21 protein-coding genes are annotated in these 18,649 nt (G+C 70.8%); 5 read left to right on the forward strand and 16 right to left on the reverse strand.

What is annotated here, in order from left to right:
* Positions 1-4 precede the first annotated feature (4 nt).
* Positions 5-544, reverse strand: a complete 540-nt coding sequence (locus AB0412_RS28105; protein WP_366405382.1) for a TIGR00730 family Rossman fold protein — start codon at positions 542-544, stop codon at positions 5-7.
* On the reverse strand, positions 541-1,353 hold the full coding sequence (locus tag AB0412_RS28110; RefSeq protein ID WP_366405383.1) for a class I SAM-dependent methyltransferase: 813 nt from the start codon (positions 1,351-1,353) through the stop codon (positions 541-543). Before AB0412_RS28110 ends, AB0412_RS28105 begins: the two co-directional genes overlap by 4 nt.
* Positions 1,354-1,428: 75 nt before the next feature.
* Here AB0412_RS28110 and AB0412_RS28115 point away from each other — a divergent pair, with 75 nt between their 5' ends.
* A complete protein-coding gene (locus AB0412_RS28115; protein WP_366405384.1) occupies positions 1,429-1,752 on the forward strand; it encodes a DUF427 domain-containing protein in 324 nt (107 codons plus the stop codon).
* Between the two features lie 62 nt (positions 1,753-1,814).
* Complete coding sequence (locus AB0412_RS28120) at positions 1,815-2,594, forward strand: alpha/beta hydrolase (protein ID WP_366405385.1); 780 nt, start codon at positions 1,815-1,817, stop codon at positions 2,592-2,594.
* A gap of 34 nt (positions 2,595-2,628) precedes the next feature.
* Here the strand turns inward: AB0412_RS28120 and mnmA are convergent, their stop codons facing one another.
* Complete coding sequence (gene mnmA, locus AB0412_RS28125) at positions 2,629-3,759, reverse strand: tRNA 2-thiouridine(34) synthase MnmA (RefSeq protein WP_366405386.1); 1,131 nt, start codon at positions 3,757-3,759, stop codon at positions 2,629-2,631.
* Between the two features lie 60 nt (positions 3,760-3,819).
* Between mnmA and AB0412_RS28130 the strand changes: the two genes are divergently transcribed.
* Positions 3,820-4,494, forward strand: a complete 675-nt coding sequence (locus tag AB0412_RS28130) for an N-acetylmuramoyl-L-alanine amidase (protein WP_366405387.1) — start codon at positions 3,820-3,822, stop codon at positions 4,492-4,494.
* 1 nt (position 4,495) lies between these two features.
* Here AB0412_RS28130 and AB0412_RS28135 read toward each other — a convergent pair whose 3' ends face one another.
* The 4 genes from AB0412_RS28135 to AB0412_RS28150 all read right to left on the reverse strand — a co-directional run bounded on the left by AB0412_RS28135 (position 4,496) and on the right by AB0412_RS28150 (position 6,722).
* On the reverse strand, positions 4,496-4,873 hold the full coding sequence (locus tag AB0412_RS28135) for a DUF1304 family protein (RefSeq protein WP_366405388.1): 378 nt from the start codon (positions 4,871-4,873) through the stop codon (positions 4,496-4,498).
* 122 nt (positions 4,874-4,995) lie between these two features.
* Positions 4,996-6,165 carry a cysteine desulfurase family protein gene (locus AB0412_RS28140; protein WP_366405389.1) on the reverse strand — a complete coding sequence of 390 codons (1,170 nt, stop codon included), beginning with the start codon at positions 6,163-6,165 and terminating at the stop codon, positions 4,996-4,998.
* A 68-nt stretch (positions 6,166-6,233) separates the two neighbouring features.
* Entirely contained in the window at positions 6,234-6,500 is a 267-nt protein-coding gene (locus tag AB0412_RS28145; protein WP_366405390.1) for a DUF4190 domain-containing protein, read from the reverse strand.
* Between the two features lie 54 nt (positions 6,501-6,554).
* Positions 6,555-6,722, reverse strand: a complete 168-nt coding sequence (locus AB0412_RS28150; RefSeq protein WP_366405391.1) for a hypothetical protein — start codon at positions 6,720-6,722, stop codon at positions 6,555-6,557.
* 116 nt (positions 6,723-6,838) lie between these two features.
* Here AB0412_RS28150 and AB0412_RS28155 point away from each other — a divergent pair, with 116 nt between their 5' ends.
* On the forward strand, positions 6,839-7,504 hold the full coding sequence (locus tag AB0412_RS28155; protein ID WP_366405392.1) for a TetR family transcriptional regulator: 666 nt from the start codon (positions 6,839-6,841) through the stop codon (positions 7,502-7,504).
* A 49-nt stretch (positions 7,505-7,553) separates the two neighbouring features.
* Here AB0412_RS28155 and AB0412_RS28160 read toward each other — a convergent pair whose 3' ends face one another.
* Entirely contained in the window at positions 7,554-8,414 is an 861-nt protein-coding gene (locus tag AB0412_RS28160; RefSeq protein WP_366405393.1) for a thioesterase family protein, read from the reverse strand.
* Between the two features lie 114 nt (positions 8,415-8,528).
* Here AB0412_RS28160 and AB0412_RS28165 point away from each other — a divergent pair, with 114 nt between their 5' ends.
* Entirely contained in the window at positions 8,529-9,767 is a 1,239-nt protein-coding gene (locus tag AB0412_RS28165) for an alpha/beta hydrolase-fold protein (RefSeq protein WP_366405443.1), read from the forward strand.
* On the opposite strand, the gene AB0412_RS28170 is transcribed toward AB0412_RS28165, so the two are convergent.
* The 8 genes from AB0412_RS28170 to AB0412_RS28205 form a co-directional block, all read right to left on the reverse strand.
* Positions 9,676-10,332 (reverse strand): trimeric intracellular cation channel family protein, encoded by a 657-nt coding sequence (locus AB0412_RS28170; protein ID WP_366405394.1) that lies wholly within the window; start codon positions 10,330-10,332, stop codon positions 9,676-9,678. The genes AB0412_RS28165 and AB0412_RS28170 overlap by 92 nt on opposite strands.
* Before the next feature lie 63 nt (positions 10,333-10,395).
* Positions 10,396-11,523 carry a dipeptide ABC transporter ATP-binding protein gene (locus AB0412_RS28175; RefSeq protein ID WP_366405395.1) on the reverse strand — a complete coding sequence of 376 codons (1,128 nt, stop codon included), beginning with the start codon at positions 11,521-11,523 and terminating at the stop codon, positions 10,396-10,398.
* A 14-nt stretch (positions 11,524-11,537) separates the two neighbouring features.
* The gene (locus AB0412_RS28180; protein ID WP_366405396.1) at positions 11,538-12,620 is read right to left on the reverse strand and encodes an ABC transporter ATP-binding protein; all 1,083 of its coding nucleotides are present in this window, start codon (positions 12,618-12,620) and stop codon (positions 11,538-11,540) included.
* Positions 12,617-13,627 carry an ABC transporter permease gene (locus AB0412_RS28185; protein ID WP_366405397.1) on the reverse strand — a complete coding sequence of 337 codons (1,011 nt, stop codon included), beginning with the start codon at positions 13,625-13,627 and terminating at the stop codon, positions 12,617-12,619. The genes AB0412_RS28180 and AB0412_RS28185 overlap by 4 nt, the downstream gene beginning before the upstream one ends.
* A gap of 90 nt (positions 13,628-13,717) precedes the next feature.
* Positions 13,718-15,472 carry an ABC transporter substrate-binding protein gene (locus AB0412_RS28190; protein WP_366405398.1) on the reverse strand — a complete coding sequence of 585 codons (1,755 nt, stop codon included), beginning with the start codon at positions 15,470-15,472 and terminating at the stop codon, positions 13,718-13,720.
* A gap of 26 nt (positions 15,473-15,498) precedes the next feature.
* Positions 15,499-16,497, reverse strand: a complete 999-nt coding sequence (locus AB0412_RS28195) for an ABC transporter permease (protein WP_366405399.1) — start codon at positions 16,495-16,497, stop codon at positions 15,499-15,501.
* A 318-nt stretch (positions 16,498-16,815) separates the two neighbouring features.
* Entirely contained in the window at positions 16,816-17,634 is an 819-nt protein-coding gene (locus tag AB0412_RS28200) for an enhanced serine sensitivity protein SseB C-terminal domain-containing protein (protein ID WP_366405400.1), read from the reverse strand.
* A gap of 160 nt (positions 17,635-17,794) precedes the next feature.
* Positions 17,795-18,586 (reverse strand): enhanced serine sensitivity protein SseB, encoded by a 792-nt coding sequence (locus AB0412_RS28205; RefSeq protein ID WP_366405401.1) that lies wholly within the window; start codon positions 18,584-18,586, stop codon positions 17,795-17,797.
* Positions 18,587-18,649: the final 63 nt, after the last annotated feature.

Here is an 18,649-nt window from a genome sequence, read left to right on the forward strand (position 1 = left end):
GGGCTCACTCCACGCCTCGGCTCTCCTCCAGGTAGGCCAGCGCCCCCACCGGCTCCTCCGCGAAGAACACCAGATCGGTCAGGGGGCGGGGCAGGAAGCCCTCGTCCTCCATGCGGCGGAACTGCTCCTTGAGGCCGTCGTAGAAGCCCGCGGTGTTGAGCAGCACCACCGGCTTGTCGGTGTGGCCGTGCTTCTTCAGCTCCAGGATCTCGGTGGCCTCGTCGAGGGTGCCGGTGCCGCCGACCATGACGACGACCGCGTCGGCCTTCTCGAGGAGCAGCCTCTTGCGCTCGGCGAGGTCACGCGCGACCACCATCTCGTCGACGCCGTCGCGCGCCTTGGCGGACAGGAACTCCACCGAGACGCCCACCAGCCGGCCGCCCGCCTCCTGCACCCCGTCGGCGACGACCTTCATCAGCCCGACGTCCGAGCCGCCCCACACCAGCGTGTGCCCGCCCTTGCCGAGCAGTCGCGCGAACTCCCGCGCGGGGCGTGTGTAGCGGTCGTCGAGGTCGGCGGCGGAGAGGAAGACGCAGATGTTCATGGCCCCACGGTACGGGCGCGCTCCGACGCCACTGACACCACGGTCAGCCGCATCTTCGACTGCCGGTGGGGCAGCTCCTCCCAGTCGTCCATGAACCGCGCCGACAGCCCGTGGCGGGCGGCCAGGTCCACCAGCGTCTGCGTCCGGTAGTAGAAGTCCTCGCGCAGCACGTGGTGCTCCTCGCCCTCCGTGCGGTCGAAGGTGAAGTCGAAGAACCCGCCGGGCGCGAGGATCCGGCCGACGTGCGCGAAGCACTCCTCGATGACGTGCCGCGGCGAGTGCGAGAAGACGCTGTGCGCGTGCACGACGTCGAAGTGCCCGTCGGGCAGGAACGCGAAGGTCAGGTCGTTCGCCAGGCTCAGGTAGGGCATCTTCGCCTGGAGCCCCTCGCGGACGAGGGTGTCCTGGGCGGCGATCAGGATGTGCGGGGAGATGTCGATGCCGTAGTAGTGGCCGGGCTCGAGGTGGCCGATGAACAGGCGCCCGGCGCGGAGGTTGCCGCAGCCGATGTCCAGCATCCGGTGGTGCGGTTCGAGGCCGTGCTTGATCAGGTAGTCGAACTGCATCTGCCCGATGCGCGCCCAGCTCTCGCGCGAGGGGTTGTGCCCGACCGCGGCCTCGGCGCTGCGGGCGGCGTCGGAGGCCATCACGGCCCGGTAGTAGGCGATGTGGTCGCGGTGCCGCAGCCGCAGCCAGGCGTCGCGCGCCGCCCGGCGCGCGTGTGCGGGAACGCGCCCCGGGTGGCGCATCGCGTAGCGGACCTGGTGGGCGAGGCTGCTGCGGTTCCTGCGGGTGTCCTCGGCTGCCATGGACCCTCCTGGGGAAGAACTCCGCTTCAGCGTGCGCTGTAGCCGGGGAGTCTGCTACCCCGAGGAGGGTCCGTCGTGACCGCAGGGCATCGCATTACCGTCGAGCGGAGCAACCGGCACGTGCGCGTGCTGCACGGCGGGCGGGTACTGGCCGAGAGCGACCGCTCGCTGCTCCTGAGGGAGACGGGCTGTCCGGATCGCTACTACATCCCGCCCGAGGACGTACGGCTCGATCTGCTGACGCCGTCCGGGACGCACACGTACTGCCCCTTCAAGGGCACGGCCTCCTACTGGTCGCTGCCGGACGCGCCGGACCTCGTGTGGGCGTATCCGGACCCCAAGCCGGATGTCGCCGAGATCAAGGACCACCTCTGCTTCTACGAGGCCGAGGTGGGCTGACCGCGTGGACGCGCGGCCCGCCTCACCGACGAATCCGGCGCCGTGCGGCAGTCTGCACAGGCATGGACAAGAACATCCTTTCGCGCGACGGCACCTCCCTCGCCTATGAGAGTGCGGGGCGGGGTGCCGTGGTCGTCCTCGTCAGCGGGGCCATGTCGACGGGGGCGACGGTGGCTCCGCTGGCGGCGCCGCTGTCGGAGCGGTTCCGGGTGGTGGTGTACGACCGCCGGGGCCGGGGCGCCAGCGGGGACACCGCGCCGTACGCGGTGGAGCGTGAGGTCGAGGACCTGGCGGCGGTGATCGAGGCGGTGGGCGGGGAGGCGTCGCTGTACGGCACCTCCTCGGGCGGGGCGCTGGCGCTGCGCGCGGCGGCGAGCGGACTCCCGGTGCGCCATGTGGCCGTGTACGAGACACCGTACGCGATGTCGGAGGACGCGCTGAGGGAGCGCGCGGAGTACACCGAGCGGCTCAACGAGGCGCTGGCCGAGGGGCGGCGCGGCGACGCGGTGGAGCTGTTCCTGCGGCTGACCGGCCTCGGCGAGGCGGTGATCCGGAACGCCCGGCAGTCCCCGCTGTGGGCCGGGATGGAGTCGATGGCGACGAGCCTCGCCTACGACGACGCGGTGATGGGCGACGGGAGCGTGCCCCGGGAGCTGCTGGCGTCGGTCCCGGTGCCGGTGCTGTCGATCGCCGGTGACGCGAGCCCCGCGTGGATGCGGGACGCGGCCCGCGCGATCGCTCAGGCGGTCCCCCGGGGCACGTACCGCACCCTGGAGGGCCAGACGCACATGGTGGAGCCGGACGTGCTGGCGCCGGTGCTGACGGAGTTCTTCGCGAAGTAGCGGCCGCAGTGCGCGGGAGAGGCCGGCGGGCGCGTCAGGCCACGCCGGCCGTGGCCCGCACCGTGGAGGCGATGGTCGCGGAGCCCACCACGCGCGTGCCGTCGTACAGGACGATCGCCTGGCCGGGGGCGACGCCGCGGACCGGCTCGGTGAAGCGCACGCGCAGCTCGCCGTCGACGAGCTCCGCCGTCACCTCGGTCTCTCCGCCGTGGGCGCGCAGCTGGGCGGTGTAGGTGCCGGGGCCGGTCGGGGCGGTGCCGCACCAGCGGGGCTTGACGGCGGTGAGGGCGCTGACGTCGAGGGAGGCCGCGGGGCCGACGGTGACGGTGTTGGTCACCGGGGAGATGTCGAGGACGTAGCGCGGCTTGCCGTCGGGGGCGGGGGTGCCGATGCGCAGGCCCTTGCGCTGGCCGATGGTGAAGCCGTACGCGCCCTCGTGGGTGCCGAGCTTGGTGCCGGACTCGTCGACGATGTCGCCCTCGGCGCGGCCGAGGCGGCCGGCGAGGAAGCCCTGGGTGTCGCCGTCGGCGATGAAGCAGATGTCGTGCGAGTCGGGCTTCTTGGCGACGGCGAGGCCGCGGCGCTCGGCCTCGGCGCGGATCTCCTCCTTGGTGGTGACCGTGTCGCCGAGCGGGAACATCGCGTGGGCGAGCTGCCGGTCGTCGAGCACGCCGAGGACGTACGACTGGTCCTTGGCCATGTCGGAGGCGCGGTGCAGCTCGCGGGTGCCGTCCTCGCGGACGATCACCTTGGCGTAGTGGCCGGTGCAGACCGCGTCGAAGCCGAGGGCGAGGGCCTTGTCCAGCAGCGCGGCGAACTTGATCTTCTCGTTGCAGCGCAGGCAGGGGTTGGGGGTGCGGCCGGCCTCGTACTCGGCGACGAAGTCCTCGACGACGTCCTCGCGGAAGCGGTCGGCGAGGTCCCACACGTAGAACGGGATGCCGATGACGTCGGCGGCGCGGCGGGCGTCGCGGGAGTCCTCGATGGTGCAACAGCCCCGTGCGCCGGTACGGAACGACTGCGGATTCGCGGAGAGGGCGAGGTGGACGCCGGTCACGTCGTGCCCCGCCTCGGCCGCGCGGGCGGCGGCGACGGCGGAGTCGACTCCGCCGGACATGGCGGCCAGGACGCGGAGGGGGCGGGAGGGCTGCGGGGTGTCAGTCATAGCCCTTCCAGGGTACGGGGGTGCGGGAACCAGGGCCGCCGAGTATCCGTTGAGGATCGCGTGGGGGCGAGAAGAGCATCCAAGGGATCCGCGGACGGGGACCGGCGCATCGGGCGGCGGGCCCTGATCGTGGGCGGTGTGGCCGCCGCGGCGGGCACGGCGGCGCTGGCGCGCGACGAGCTGGCGCGGCTGTGGTGGCGCGCTCCGGGCGTGGAGAAGCCGCGTGAGCCGGGCGCGGTCGACTACACGGGTGCGCGCTGGCTGGCGGCCTCCGACGCGAACTGGCGCCGGGCGGACCGCCCCGACGACTACGGCATCGACATGGTGGTCGTCCATGTCACGCAGGGCAGTCTCGACAGCGCGGTGAGGGCCTTCCAGGACCCGGGCCACAAGGCGGCGACGCACTACATCGTCGGCCAGGACGGCAAGGTCACCCAGATGATCCGCGAACTGGACGTGGCGTACCACGCGGGCAACCGCGACTACAACGAACGCAGCGTCGGCATCGAGCACGAGGGCTTCGTGGACCGTCCCCAGGACTTCACGGACGCGATGTACGAGGCCTCGGCCCGCCTGACGGCCCGGATATGCGCCCGCTACGACATCCCGGTCGACCGCGAGCACATCATCGGCCACGTGGAGGTCCCGGGCACGGACCACACGGACCCGGGACCGCACTGGGACTGGGACCGCTATATGAAGCTGGTGCGGCGGGCGCTTACCGCCGCGGCGTGAGTCAGCCGACGGCGGCGGCGAGGAGGGCGGCGGCGGGTGCCAGGCCCTGTCCCAGGGCGCCCCGCCACAGACGCGGGAAGGACAGGGCGAAGATCACGGCGGACACCACGAGGAACACGCACAGGAAGACGACGAGCGTGCGTCCGACCGTGGTGTCCCCGGTGTGCAGGGCGACGACTCCGGCGACCAGGCCGAGACCGAGCAGGACGTTGTAGACGGCGACGCCGGAGCGCCAGAGGGTGACCTCGGGGGCGTCGGCCGTGGACGTGGTGAGGAAGCGACGGACCTCGGGGCGGTCGTAGCAGAAGCGCTCCAGGACCCCGACCGCGAGGTGGATCAGGGCGGCGAGCAGCGCGAAGACCTGCGCGACGGCGTTCACGCTCGCAGTGTCCGTCGCTGCCCGCGTCCCGGCAAGGGCGCGCGCCCACGGCCGCGCCCCCCTCCTCGGGGGCCCGTGGTGCCTACGTCACGCGGGGTGCCTACGTCGCGCGGGTGCCTGCGTCATGTCAGGCCGGCCGCACGGGCCCGTTCCACCGCCGGGCCGATGGCCTTGGCGAGGGCTTCCACGTCGGCCTCCGTCGAGGTGTGGCCGAGGGAGAAACGCAGGGTGCCGCGGGCCAGGTCGGGGTCGGTTCCGGTGGCCAGGAGGACGTGGCTGGGCTGGGCGACTCCGGCGGTGCAGGCGGAGCCGGTGGAGCATTCGATGCCCTGGGCGTCGAGCAGGAGGAGCAGGGAGTCGCCCTCGCAGCCGGGGAAGGTGAAGTGGGCGTTGGCGGGGAGTCGGCCCTCGGGTGAGGGGTCGCCGCCGAGGATCGCGTCGGGGACGGCCGCGCGGACCGCGGTGATCAGGTCGTCGCGCAGGGCGCCGATCTCGCGGGCGAACCACTCCTGCTGCTCGGCGGCCAGCCGCCCGGCGACCGCGAAGGAGGCGACCGCGGGGACGTCGAGCGTGCCGGAGCGGACGTGCCGCTCCTGGCCGCCGCCGTGCAGCACGGGCACGGGGGTGTGCTCACGGCCCAGGACCAGCGCGCCGATGCCGTACGGCCCGCCGATCTTGTGGCCGGACACGGTCATCGCGGCGAGTCCGGAGGCGGCGAAGTCGACGGGCACCTGGCCGAAGGCCTGGACGGTGTCGGAGTGCAGCGGGACGCCGAACTCGGCGGCCACCTCGGCGAGTTCACGGACCGGCAGGATGGTGCCGATCTCGTTGTTCGCCCACATCACCGTGGCCAGGGCCACGTCGTCGGGGTTGCGGGCGAGGGCCTCGCGCAGGGCGTCCGGGTGGACCCGGCCGAAGGAGTCGACCGGCAGGTACTCCACGGTGGCGCCCTCGTGCTCGCCGAGCCAGTGCACGGCGTCGAGGACGGCGTGGTGCTCGACGGGGCTGGCGAGGACCCGGGTACGGGCCGGGTCGGCGTCGCGCCGCGCCCAGTACAGGCCCTTCACGGCGAGGTTGTCGGCCTCGGTGCCGCCGGAGGTGAGGACCACCTCGCTGGGCCTGGCGCCGAGCGCCTCGGCGAGGGTCTCGCGGGCCTCCTCGACGGTGCGGCGGGCCCGGCGGCCGGCGGCGTGGAGGGAGGAGGCGTTGCCGGTGACGCCGAGTTGCGCGGTGAGTGCCTCGACTGCCTCGGGAAGCATCGGGGTGGTCGCGGCGTGGTCGAGGTAAGCCATGGTGAGCCCGATTCTACGGGGCCTCGCTCACCGCTCTCAGGGCCCGGTCGGCCGGATGGGACACCGGCTCAGATGCTCCAGGAGATCGTGTTGTCCGCCTGCATGAAGGCCGCGAGGACCAGCAGGTCGGCGACGCCCAGGCCGAGGCCCAGGTAGGCCCGGCCGGGACGCTTCGTGCCGCGCCACAGGGCCAGCGTGGCCAGCACGATCGCGAGGGGGCCGAGGAAGACGTTGAGGACGAGCAGGCCCAGCAGGCCCAGGACGAAGGACGCGACGGCCATGCCGTCGGTGTCACGGAATCCGGTGCGGCGGTTGGCCGGTGCGGTGAGCTGCATGGTGATCGGCTCCCTGAGTCGGGGCGGTCGGAGGCGGGACGGACTGACCCGGGGTCAGTGCGCCTGGGTGTCGCGGCGGCGGCCGTGCCGCTCGCGCAGGGCGAAGATGCCGAGCCACGCGGCGATGACGACGCCCGCGGCGACGGAGAAGGACAGCGGCGCGTGGGCCACGGTGCCCAGGACGACGCCCAGCAACAGCAGCGCGGCGACGATGAACAGCATGAGTCGGATCCCCCAACGATTCGGTGAACGGTTGTAGTTACACTTGTTCACTGACTTCCCAGTCTAGCGCCCGCCATGTCTTTTCAATTCCGGAGAACAGTTGTTAACTGCATGGCATGAGTCACACTCTCGGCATCCGGCAGGCCCAGAAGCAGAAGACCCGGCAGGCGCTCCTCGACGCGGCGCTCGAGCTGCTGGAGGGGCAGAGCCTGAGCAGCCTGGGGCTGCGTGAGGTCACCCGGGCGGTGGGCGTGGCCCCGACCGCGTTCTACCGGCACTTCCGTTCCACGGCGGATCTGGGCGTGGCCCTGGTCGAGGAGGCGCTGGGCAGCCTGCACCCGACGATCCGGACGACGGTGTCGACGACCGGCGACGGCGAGGAACGCATCGCGCGTGCGGTCGAGTTGATCGCCGGTCATGTGGAACGGCACCCCGCGCACGTCCGGTTCGTCGCCCGTGAGCGGCACGGCGGTGTCCGGCCGGTCCGGGAGGCGATCGCCGGGCAACTGGCCCGGTTCGCCGGGGAGGTGGCGCAGGCACTGGCCAAGGACCCGGTGTCCGTGGGCTGGAGCGAGGACGACCTGCTGATGCTGGCCCAGCTCTACGTGGACCAGATGATCATGACGGCCTGCCTGTTCCTCGAGGCGCAGGAGGCGGGACCGGAGGAGCGCGAGCGCATCGCGCAGCTGGCGATCCGTCAGCTCCGGCTGATCAGCGTCGGCCGGCAGCACTGGCTCGAGGACCGGGACGAGGACCGGGACGACAACCTCCCGACGGCATGACGACGGCCGCCCCGCGACGCGGGACGGCCGTCACCTCACCAGAGCGCGCTCAGCCCAGCCGCACCCGCGCCAGCTGCCGGGACTGGGCCACCAGCCGGTCCGCGCTGTCCCAGACCTCGGCGTCCTCCTCCAGGAAGCCGCCGGCGAGATTGCGGGTGGTGATCGACACGCGCAGCGGGCCGGGCGCCGGGCGCGAGCGAACGTGGACCGTCAGTTCCACCGTCGGGACCCAGCCGGACAGGCCGATCTCGAACGCCGTCGGCGGCAGGGCGTCCACCGCGAGCAGCAGCGAGAGCGGGTCGTGGTCCCGGCCGTCGGCGAGCCCGAACCAGGCCCGCATCTCGCCCTTGCCGGAGGGCTGCCCGAGCGCCCAGCCCAGGGTCGAGGGGTCGAGCTTGAGCATCAGCCGGTCGGCGATGGCGGAGCTGCCGTCGACGGGAGCGGGCCCGTCCTCGGGTCCGAAGCACTGCTCCATGGGCGGGATCGCGGGCGGCCGGGCCGTCGTCCGGACGTCGTCGGGCAGGGAGTCCAGGTCGCCGTAGGAGGCGAGGACGCGGATGCGTTCGACCTCGCGGCCCTGTTCGTCGTACTGGAGGAGGGACGCCTGGCCGGTCGACAGGGTGCGCCCGGTGCGCACGGTCTCGGTGCGGACGACCGCGGGGCCCGGCTGGGAGGCGGTCAGGTAGTGCGCCGAGATGGTGAACGGGTCGGGGTGCGGCAGGGAGTCCGCGAGGGCGCGGCCCAGGACCGCCAGCAGATAGCCGCCGTTGACGGCGTTGATGATCGTCCAGCCGGCGGAGAGGTCGATGTCGTAGACGCCGGGCGCGCGGCGGGTGACCGCGGTGTCGCGGTCGAACTCGCTGTCGCCGATCGTGGCCCGGGTGGCCGGGGCGGAGGCTGCTTCTGGCATGGATGAACAGTACAAGAACCAACTACTAAGCGGTAGCTTTTGGGCGTCGGCCGCCACCGCCCGGCTCGGCTCGCGGCGATGAACCGAATGCCCGTTCTTCCCCTCTATCCGGACATGAGCCTCACCGGTACGCCGTTCCTGTGCACACTGGCCGTGCTGTCCGTCCTCGCCCTCGGCCTGCCGCTCGTGCTGTGGACACGGGTGCGCGGCCCCCGGGCCGTGCGGGCCGTCACCCGGGTGCTCATGCTGCTGTTCGCCCAGCTCACCGCGGTCGCCCTGGTCTTCACGCTGGTCAACAACGCCAACCAGCTCTACGACAACTGGTCCGACCTGCTCGGCACCGCCGACCACGTGGAGCACGCCGCAGACCTCGGCGCCGACGGCACCGGCGGGGTGTCCCTGGAGCGACTGCCCCGGGTGCGCCACTCCTTCGAGCCGGCGGGCGGGCCCGGCATGCGTGCGGCCGGCGGGGTCCGGGTCACCAGGCTCGAAGGCCGCGTCTCGGGCGTGCGCGGCGAGGTCTACGTCTGGCTGCCGCCGCAGTACGACGACCCCGCCTGGCGCGAGCACCGGTTCCCCGTGGTGGAGCTGCTGCCGGGCTACCCCGGATCGGCGAAGGCCTGGTTCGGCACGCTGGACGCGCACGAGCAGCTGCTGCCGCTGATGCGCAGCGGGCGCGTCGCCCCGTTCATCCTGGTGGCGCCGCGCACCTCCCTCCTGCCCGGCGCCGACACCGGCTGCGCCAACCTCCCCGGCAAGGTGAACGCGGAGAGCTGGCTCAGCGTCGACGTGCCGCGGATGGTCATGGACAACTTCCGCGCCCAGAGCGCACCGCGGGGCTGGGCCGTCGCCGGATACTCGGCCGGGGGCCACTGCGCCACCAAGCTCGCCGTCGCCCACCCCGACCGCTACCGGGCGGCGGTCAGCCTGTCCGGCTACAACGACCCCGCCGCCGAACAGACCTCCCTCACCGGCCGCGACCCGGCCCTGCGCACCGCGCACAACCCGCTGACGCTGCTGCGCGAGGCGGTCACCCCGCCCAGGATCTCGCTGTACCTCTCCGGCCAGAAGGACGACGGCTACGAGGACGCCATGGACCTCGGCCGGGCGGCGAAGGAGCCGACGAGCGTGCAGGTGGTGAAGCTGCCGAGGAGCGCCGGCGGGCACACCATGGCGCTGTGGCGGCCGCAGGTGGTCCCGGCGTTCCGCTGGCTGACCGAGGAGCTGGCCGGGCACCAGGCGGCGCCCCGCCGGGCGGGGGTCACTCCTCCCGGACCGTCGACCGGCGGTGCCACGCGCGAGGCGCCCGCCAGTGGTAGCGCATCGCCAGCAGACGCAGCACGAACGCCGTGACCACCGCGATGCCACTGGTGAGCGGGGTCAGCGCGTCGTAGCGGATGCACAGCGCGACCAGGGCGGCGCCGACCATCGCGGGGACGGCGTACAGGTCCCGGTCCCAGCGCAGCAGCGAGGGCACCTCGTTGGCGAGCACGTCCCGCAGCACACCGCCGCCCACGGCCGTGGCCAGGCCCAGGCAGGCGGAGGCGGTGAGCCCGAGCCCGTACTCGTACGCCTTGATCGTCCCGGCGACGCAGAACAGGCCGAGGCCGGCCGCGTCGAAGACGTTGACGGCGGTCTGGATCCGCTCCACGTGCGGGTGCAGGAAGAACACCAGCGTGGCGGCGAGCAGCGGGGTGACGAAGTACCCCAGATCCGTGAACGCGGCGGGCGGTACGGCCCCGATGACCAGGTCACGGAAGAGCCCGCCGCCGAGCGCGGTGACCTCGGCGAGGACGGCGATGCCGAAGACGTCGAAGTTCTTGCGGACGGCCAGCAGGGCGCCGGAGATCGCGAAGACGAAGATGCCGATCAGGTCGAGCGTGTGCTGGACGGACGGGCTGAACAGTTGCTGGAGCACCCTTACATTCTCACCCAGCACGAAGCCCCCGCCTTGCAAAAGAAGGCGAGGGCTCGCGGGTGCTTACTTCTCCGTGGACTTCTCGGGTGCCTTGCCCAGCTCGGCGGCGGCCTCCTTCGCGGCCGACAGCAGCTCCGTGTCCTGCGGCGCCTGGTCCGCGAAGTTCTCCGGGTGGTGGCAGGCGACCCGCTGCCCCGGCTTCAGCTCCAGCAACGGCGGCTCGGTCGTCTTGCAGACCTGCGTGGCCTTCCAGCACCGCGTGTGGAACCGGCAGCCGCTCGGCGGCGCGATCGGCGAGGGCACGTCGCCCTTGAGCAGGATGCGCTCGCTCTTCGCCGCCCGCCGCTTCGGGTCCGGGATCGGCACCGCCGACAGCAGGGCCTTGGTGTACGGGTGCATCGGCGCCTTGTAGAGCGAGTTGCGGTCCGCCAGCTCCACGATCTTGCCGAGGTACATCACCGCGATCCGGTCCGAGACGTGCCGGACCACCGACAGGTCGTGCGCGATGATCACGTACGTGAGGCCGAGCTCCTCCTGGAGGTCGTCCAGCAGGTTCACCACCTGCGCCTGGATCGACACGTCCAGCGCCGAGACCGGCTCGTCCGCGACCACCAGCTTGGGGTTGAGCGCGAGGGCGCGGGCGATGCCGATGCGCTGGCGCTGGCCGCCGGAGAACTCGTGCGGGTAGCGGTTGTAGTGCTCGGGGTTGAGGCCGACCACCGACAGCAGCCGCTGGACCTCCTTCTTCACCCCGCCCTCGGGGGCGACGCCCTGGAGGCGGAACGGCGCACTGACGATGGTGCCGATGGTGTGCCGCGGGTTCAGCGAGGAGTACGGGTCCTGGAAGATCATCTGCACGTCGCGGCGCATCGGACGCAGCGCGCCCGCGCTCAGGTGCGTGATGTCCCGGCCCTCGAACTCCACCGTGCCGGCGGTGGGTTCGAGCAGCCGGGTGATCAGCCGGCCCATGGTGGACTTGCCGCAGCCCGACTCGCCCACGACACCCAGGGTCTCGCCCTTGCGGACCTCGAAGTCGATGCCGTCGACGGCGCGCACCGCACCGGTCTGCCGCTGGAGCAGGCCCTTGCGGATCGGGAAGTGCTTCTGCAGACCGGTCACCTTCAGCAGGATGTCGCCGTCGGCGGCGGCGTCCTCCGTCCTGGTGCCACCGCTCTGCTGCGGGATGCTCACCGCTTTTTCGTCGCTCACAGCTTCGGCGCAATCTCTTCGGTCCAGATACGCTCCCGCTGCTCCTGGCTCATGTGGCAGGCGGCCCAGTGCCGGCTGCCGACCTCGGTCAGCTCGGGGCGGACCGTGCGGGTCACGTCGTCCTTCGGGATGTCCGCGTACGGGCAGCGCGGGTTGAAGGCGCAGCCGGACGGGAGGTTGATCAGGGAGGGCGGCGAGCCCTTGACCGGGATGAGGCGGTCGGTCTCGTCACGGTCGAGACGCGGCATCGAACCCAGCAGGCCCCAGGTGTAGGGGTGGCGCGGCTCGGAGAACACGGCCTCGGCCGGGCCGCGTTCCACGCACCGGCCGCCGTACATCACGAGCAGGTCGTCGGCCATCTCGGCGACCACGCCCAGGTCGTGGGTGATCATGATGACCGCGGAGCCGAACTCCTTCTGCAGGTCCCGGATCAGGTCGAGGATCTGCGCCTGCACGGTGACGTCCAGGGCGGTGGTCGGCTCGTCCGCGATCAGCAGCTCGGGGTTGTTCACCAGTGCCATGGCGATCATCGCGCGCTGCCGCATACCGCCGGAGAACTCGTGCGGGTAGCTGTCCACGCGCTTGGCCGGCTCGGGGATGCCCACCCGGTCCAGCATCTCGATCGCCCGCTGCTTGGCGGCCTTCTTGTTCACCTTGTGGTGGACACGGTACGCCTCGATGATCTGGTGCCCGACCGTGTAGTACGGGTGCATCGCCGACAGCGGGTCCTGGAAGATCATCGCCATCTTGCGGCCGCGCAACCGGCGCACCTCGTCCGGGTCGGCGCCGATCAGCTCCTGGCCGTCCAGCCAGACCTCACCGGTGACCTTGGCGCGCGCCGAGCGGTGCAGGCCCATCACGCCGAGCGAGGTGACGGACTTGCCGGAGCCGGACTCGCCGACGATGCCGAGGGTCCGCCCGCGCTGCACGTCGAAGCTGACGCCGTCCACCGACTTGACCAGACCGTCGTCCGTGTCGAAGTGGATGCGCAGATCGCGCACGGACAGGAAGGTGTCGTCCGCGTCGGACTGTGCGAGCGGCGCCGGTTCGCCGAGCGCCGCCTTTTCGAGCTTGCTCACGAGTACCTCACGCGGGGGTCGATGGCGGCGTACACCAGGTCGACGACGAGATTGCAGAAGACGATGAAGAAGGCCGCGACCAGTGTCACGCCCATGACGATGGGCAGGTCGTTGTCCTTGATGGACTGCACGGCGTAGGCGCCGATGCCCTGCAGGGAGAAGACGGTCTCGGTGAGCACCGCGGTGCCGACCAGGAGGCCGAAGTCCATGCCGAAGATGGTGACGATCGGGGTGAGCGCGGAGCGCAGGCCGTGCTTGGTGACGACCGTGCTCTCCTTCAGGCCCTTGGCTCTGGCCGTGCGGATGTAGTCCTCGCTCATCGTCTCGAGCATGCCCGCCCGGGTGAGCCGGGCGTAGAGCGCGGAGAAGAGGAAGGCGAGGCTGATCCAGGGCAGCATCAGATGCCATGCCCAGTCGGCCGGGTTCTCCGTGAACGGGATGTACTCCACGCTGTCCCAGATGGGGACCTCGTAGACGAACAGGGCGTTGAGGATCTGCCCGGTGAAGAAGATCGGGAGCGAGACGCCGGCGAGCGCGATGAACATCGCGATGCGGTCGACCGGCTTGCCCTTGCGCAGGGCGGAGATGACGCCGGTCGTGACACCGCTGATCACCCAGATCACGGCGGCGCCGACGGCCAGCGAGAAGGAGACCGGGATCCGTTCGGTCAGCTGCGGCCAGACCTCGACGTGGCTCTTGAAGGAGTAGCCGAAGCAGGGGGCGTCGCAGTGGGTGGCGTCGGGGCCGAACTTGTAGTCGGCGCCCACCACGATCGCCTTGATGAAGTCCCAGTACTGCACGTAGAGGGGCTGGTCCAGGCCCAGGTTCTTCTTGATCGCGGCGACGGACTCGGGGTTGGCGTCCTTACCGACGTACTGGGTGGCGAGTTGATCGGCCGTCTGGCCGCCGAGACGTGGGACCAGGAAGAAGATCGCGAAGGTGACTGCGCTGACCACCAGCAGCAACAGCACCGCGCCGAAGACGCGTCGGATGATGTACGCAGCCACAGCTGTCCGGCTCCGGACGGCCGGGACGGATCGTGTCCGCCCGGCCGTCCGGGGCCTTCACCTGCCTTTCAGAAGAATCCGGCCCTGCTGTTACTTGGAGGAGCTCATCAGCAAGTAGTCGTACATGCCGAGGTACGCCTGGGTGACCGTGACGTTGGCCGCGGACTCCGGGCGGAAGAGCAGGTTCTTGCGGTAGACCAGCGGCACGACGGTGGCGGTGTCCATCACCATCTTGTCGATGTCGCCCCAGGCCTTGGTGCGGGCGGCGTCGTCGGTGTTGGCGATGCCGTCCTTGAGCGCCTGGTTGATCTTCGGGTCGTCCAGCTCCATCAGGTTGTTGCCGCCGGAGGGCTTGATGGCCGCACCGTTGACGATCTGGTCGAGGAAGCCGTAGCCGGTCGGCCAGTCGGCGCCCCACGCCATCGACATCATGCCGAGGTTGTGCTTGTGCACGTAGCTCGGGACACCGGCGAAGTTGGAGAAGTACTTGCCCGAGGGGAACTGCTTGATCTCGGCGTTGATGCCCACCTTCTTCAGGGAGTTCTGAATGGCGGTGGCGGAGGCCACCTCGGCGGGCCGGTCGGAGCGGGCCGTCAGGTTGGTGCTGAAGCCGTTCGGCTTGCCGCACGCCTTCAGCTCTTCCTTGGCCTTGGCGGCGTCACCCTTGTTGCCCGGCGTGGCGTAGGTGTCGAACTTGGTGTAGCCGTTCACCGTCGGCGGCAGCAGCGTGCTGGCCACGTCGCCCTTGGGCGCACCGCCCATGGCGTCGACCACGGACTGCTTGTCGATGGCGTACTGGACGGCCTTGCGGCAGTGGATGTTGTCGAACGGCTTCACGTTGACGTTCAGCGCCAGGTACTGGGTGGCGCCGGCGTACGAGATGTCCGTCTGCTGGGCCAGCTTGCCCGCGAGCACCTTCGGCTGGGTCTGCGGCTGCACACCCGTGCCGGCGGCGTCGGCGGTGACCTTATCGGACAGCAGGTTGTTGTCGACCGTGACCGGGTTGACCTTGAACGTGATCTCGATCTTGTCCGGCAGTGCCTTGCGGATCGGGTCCGTCTTCTGGTCCCACTCCGGGTTGCGCACCAGGGTGGCGCTGCGGCCTTCCTGGTAGGACTGGAACTTGTAGGGACCGGACGACACGATGTGCTGCACGTACTTGGCGCCGTCGTCCTTCGCCTGCGGCACCGGGGCCGTCTGCGAGAAGGTCGCCAGGTAGTCGAAGTCCGCGAACGGCTGGTTGAGATGGAAGACGATCGTCTGGTCGTCAGGCGTCTCGATGGACTTCAGACCCTCGGGGGACTTGTCCTTGTAGGGGCCCTTGTACTTGTCGCCGCCCTCGAGGAACGCCTTGAAGTACGTCGGGCCGTTGGACAGCGCCTCCGGCGCGAAGTTGGAGCGCTGGATGGCGTACTTGACGTCCTTGGACGTCACCGGGGTGCCGTCCTCGAACTTCACGCCCTTGCGCAGCTTGTACGTCCACGTCTTGGCATCGTTGCTGGGCTTGCCCAGGGACTCGGCCAGGTCGGGGACGACCTCCAGACCCTCCTTGCCCGCGGCCGGCTTGAACGTGGTGAGCGTCCGGCCGTAGAGGCGGGAGAAGTTCTGCACCCAGCCGTAGTACGTGTTGCCCGGGTCCAGGGAGTCCGGCACGTCCGAGTGCTGGTACGTGACGGTTCCCCCCTTCTTGTCCGACGCGTTGACGATGGAGGTAAGCGCCGCGTCCTTCTTGGCGTTGCCTCCGTTGCCGTCGTCGTCCTTGCCACCGCCGCCGCCACATGCGGCAGCACCCAGCGACAACGCCAGGACCGACGCCACGCCGGCGGTCACCCTTCTCGTCTTCACCTGAGGAAGCCCCCTCAATCGATGGATCACTTGCTGCGAGGGTCGAGGGCGTCACGCAGCCCGTCACCCAGCAGGTTGAAGGCCAGGACGGTGATGAAGATCGCCAGTCCGGGCACGAACATGTACTGCGGATCTGCCGTGTAGAGATCCACAGCGTTGCTGAGCATGCCGCCCCAGGAGGCCTGCGGCGGAGCGATACCGACGCCGAGGAAGCTCAGCGATGCCTCGAAGAGGATGTTCGTCGGGATGATCAGCGTCGAGTAGACGATGATCGGCGCGACGAGGTTGGGCAGCAGCTCCCGGAACACGACATAGGGGCCGCGGGCGCCCATGCTGCGGGCCGCCTCGATGAACTCGCGCTCCCTGAGGCTCATGGTCTGCGCGCGCACGATACGGCCGATGTACGGCCAGCTGAAGAACCCGATCACGAAGATCAGGACGCAGATGCGCAGGGGCAGGCCGTCGAGACCGAAGAAGCCGTCCTGCACCGAGGCGGAGATGGAGATGGCGAACAGCAGCAGGGGGAACGCCAGGAAGGTGTCCATCATCCGGCTGATGATGCTGTCGACCCAGCCGCCGTAGTACCCGGCGAGCAGGCCCATCACGGTGCCGATCAGCACCGAGAGGAGGGTGGCGCCGCCGGCGACCAGGAGGGAGACCCAGGAGCCGTCGATGATGCGGGCCAGCATGTCCCGGCCGTACTGCGGGTCGACACCGAGCGGGTGGTCCCAGCTCATGCCTCCCCAGCCGCCCTTGGGGGCCAGCAGGGCCGGATCGATCAGGTCCTGGTTGAACTTGTTGGGGTCGAGGTCGAACACCCACTGGATGGGCTTGGAGAGCACCGCCATCAGGACGAGCAGGATGACCACGACGCCGCCCGCCATGGCCACCTTGTCGCGCTTGAAGCGCATCCAGGCGATCTGGGTGAGCGAACGCCCTTGGATCTGGCTCTGCTTGACCCCGGCGAGCACGGCCTCGGGCTGTGCTCCGGCTTCCGCCCCGGTGGTCTCGATCGGTGCGGTCACGGTGCGATTGACCCCTCTCGGGTCGGCGATCCGCCGACCCCCCCTGGCTGCCGCTGTAGCGGTCGCTTGTCTCGTACACAGGACCGACAGGTCCGTGTCTTCGGGGAGTCTTCAACGCTTCGGCGATCAGTTACCAGACTTGACGATGAATGGATGCGCAACCGTGATGCTGTCCTGGGGGTTCCGTTATCCGGACAGCGGGTAACGGGGGTCGGACGTAGGCGAGTTGGGGCAAATCGCTGGACATGGGGGTCATACGACCTGGTCTACGCGCGGTGAACCGTCCGCCGGGACGGCATGAGACGTCGTCCGCTGCCGTCAGTACGCGCCGTGCGCCGGAGGCTGCGCCGGCGGGTATCCGTAGCCCGCCGCCGGGGCGGGGGCGGCGGAAGGAGCCGGGGCGTGGGCCTCGCGGTCGTAGAACGGGCGGGCGTTGGCACGCAGCCACATGGCGACCGGGTCGTGCTCGTCGGACATCGCGACGGTCGACACCGGCAGGCCGTCGGGGACGGCGGACAGGGACTGCTGCATCATCGCGCGCACCGCGTCCACGGCCGGCGGGGAGGTGTCGTACACGTCGAGGCCGATGGCCAGGTACGGGGCGCCCAGCGCGGGCTGGACCCAGGCGCGGCGCAGGGAGCGCACCGGCGGCGTGCGGTGGGCGTTCTGCGCGAGCAGGGCGTAGAACTGGGGGATCTCGATGGCCGGTTCGGACAGCCGGAGCGGGCCCGCGGGCTGGCGGTCGAGGCCGGTGGCGATGCGGCGCAGGTCCAGCCAGGGGATGCCGACGCCGCCGCCCGGGGCGTGCGGGTTGAGCCAGAGGCCGTAGCGGTCGGGGTAGAGCGCGCGAGCCACGTCGAGGCCCTCGACGACCTCGTACGAACGGTTCCAGCCGCTCGCCGAGAGTTCCTGGGCGGAGGTGACGCAGGGGGCGTAGGCGCAGCCGTCGACCTCCATGTTCCCGTACTGGGCGTCCGGGGAGCCGGCCTGGCCGTGCCACAGCAGCATCCAGACCTGGCCGGTGGAGGGGGCGGCGAGGGCGCGCAGCAGGGCCTCGTAGGCGTCGTAACGCCCCGGCGTCACCTGGCGCAGCATGTGCTCGACCTGGCCGGTCGCGGCGGTGCCGCTCGCGCTCACTGTTACCGCCCCTCTGTTTCAACGCCCTCGGGTGGACCTAGCTTAAGGGTCGCCTAAGAACTCGGGACCTGGTGTCGTCCTGCGGGTGCGGCGCGTTGTGGTTGATCGCGCCCACGCGGCGGAGCCGCATATCGGACACAGCCCCGCGCCCCTGGGCAGCTCATCCACCCTGTGTGTAGAAGGGCCGCACGGTCGCTCGCATCCACGTGGCCACCGGGTCCTGGGTCACGTCCATGAGGATGAGGTTGACCGGCCACTTCGGGGCAGCCTTGGTCAGAGCCCTGCCCAGGGCCTCCAACGGGAGGGCTCTCAGGTCGCCCTCCCACTGGGAGAGTTCCACGCCCACGAACATCACCGGGTCGGCCGTCTCGATCGCCGCCAGGCAGCGGCGGGCCGTCGTGACGACTCCGATGGTGTCGAACTCCGCCGACGCCGCCGTCAGGAAGTCCACCGGGTCGTCCTGCCAGTCGGGCTCGAACAGACGGACGCGGGCGCCGGAGGCCGGGCCGTCCAGGGGGGTGCGGCCGGCGCGGCACAGTTCCGCCACCGCGGGCGGGGGCAGGGGGATGCCGACGACGCCGCCGGGGTTGACCGCGATGCCGGCCTGCGGGGGCAGCCCGCGGGCGAACTCGACGGCGGGGGCGATGGTGTACGCCATGTGGGAGCCGACGATCTGGCGGAACTGTTCCTCGGAGCTGAAGACGGGCACGTAGGCCTGGCCGTCCAGTTCCATGGTGGGCAGGTCGAGGGGGCCGCTGTGCGGGCCGCCGCCGTTCGGCAGGGGTATCCACACGAAGCTGCGGCCCAGCACCTCGATGATCCGGCCGCCGGCCGAGGGCACGCCGAGGGAGGCGGAGAGCACCTCCTCCAGCTCGTTGCCGGGCCATCCGCCGTGCGGATGGGGGTGCGCCTGCGCCGGGAAGTCCGCGGAGAAATCCGCCGGGATGTCCATCTGCCTACCGCCTGCCTGGAACCACTGCTGTGGCTCAGAAGGCTAACGCGACGAGCGGACCCG

This window comes from Streptomyces sp. NPDC052012, assembly GCF_040689265.1.
Classification (GTDB): domain Bacteria; phylum Actinomycetota; class Actinomycetes; order Streptomycetales; family Streptomycetaceae; genus Streptomyces.

What these genes read in the sequence shown, in the direction of transcription:
- AB0412_RS28105 (WP_366405382.1), bottom strand. Translation starts at nt 544, where the DNA reads ATGAACATCTGCGTCTTCCTCTCCGCCGCCGACCTCGACGACCGCTAC.
- AB0412_RS28110 (WP_366405383.1), bottom strand. Translation starts at nt 1,353, where the DNA reads ATGGCAGCCGAGGACACCCGCAGGAACCGCAGCAGCCTCGCCCACCAG.
- AB0412_RS28120 (WP_366405385.1), top strand. Translation starts at nt 1,815, where the DNA reads ATGGACAAGAACATCCTTTCGCGCGACGGCACCTCCCTCGCCTATGAG.
- mnmA (WP_366405386.1), bottom strand. Translation starts at nt 3,759, where the DNA reads ATGACTGACACCCCGCAGCCCTCCCGCCCCCTCCGCGTCCTGGCCGCC.
- AB0412_RS28140 (WP_366405389.1), bottom strand. Translation starts at nt 6,165, where the DNA reads ATGGCTTACCTCGACCACGCCGCGACCACCCCGATGCTTCCCGAGGCA.
- AB0412_RS28145 (WP_366405390.1), bottom strand. Translation starts at nt 6,500, where the DNA reads ATGCAGCTCACCGCACCGGCCAACCGCCGCACCGGATTCCGTGACACC.
- AB0412_RS28150 (WP_366405391.1), bottom strand. Translation starts at nt 6,722, where the DNA reads ATGCTGTTCATCGTCGCCGCGCTGCTGTTGCTGGGCGTCGTCCTGGGC.
- AB0412_RS28155 (WP_366405392.1), top strand. Translation starts at nt 6,839, where the DNA reads ATGAGTCACACTCTCGGCATCCGGCAGGCCCAGAAGCAGAAGACCCGG.
- AB0412_RS28160 (WP_366405393.1), bottom strand. Translation starts at nt 8,414, where the DNA reads ATGCCAGAAGCAGCCTCCGCCCCGGCCACCCGGGCCACGATCGGCGAC.
- AB0412_RS28165 (WP_366405443.1), top strand. Translation starts at nt 8,529, where the DNA reads ATGAGCCTCACCGGTACGCCGTTCCTGTGCACACTGGCCGTGCTGTCC.
- AB0412_RS28205 (WP_366405401.1), bottom strand. Translation starts at nt 18,586, where the DNA reads ATGGACATCCCGGCGGATTTCTCCGCGGACTTCCCGGCGCAGGCGCAC.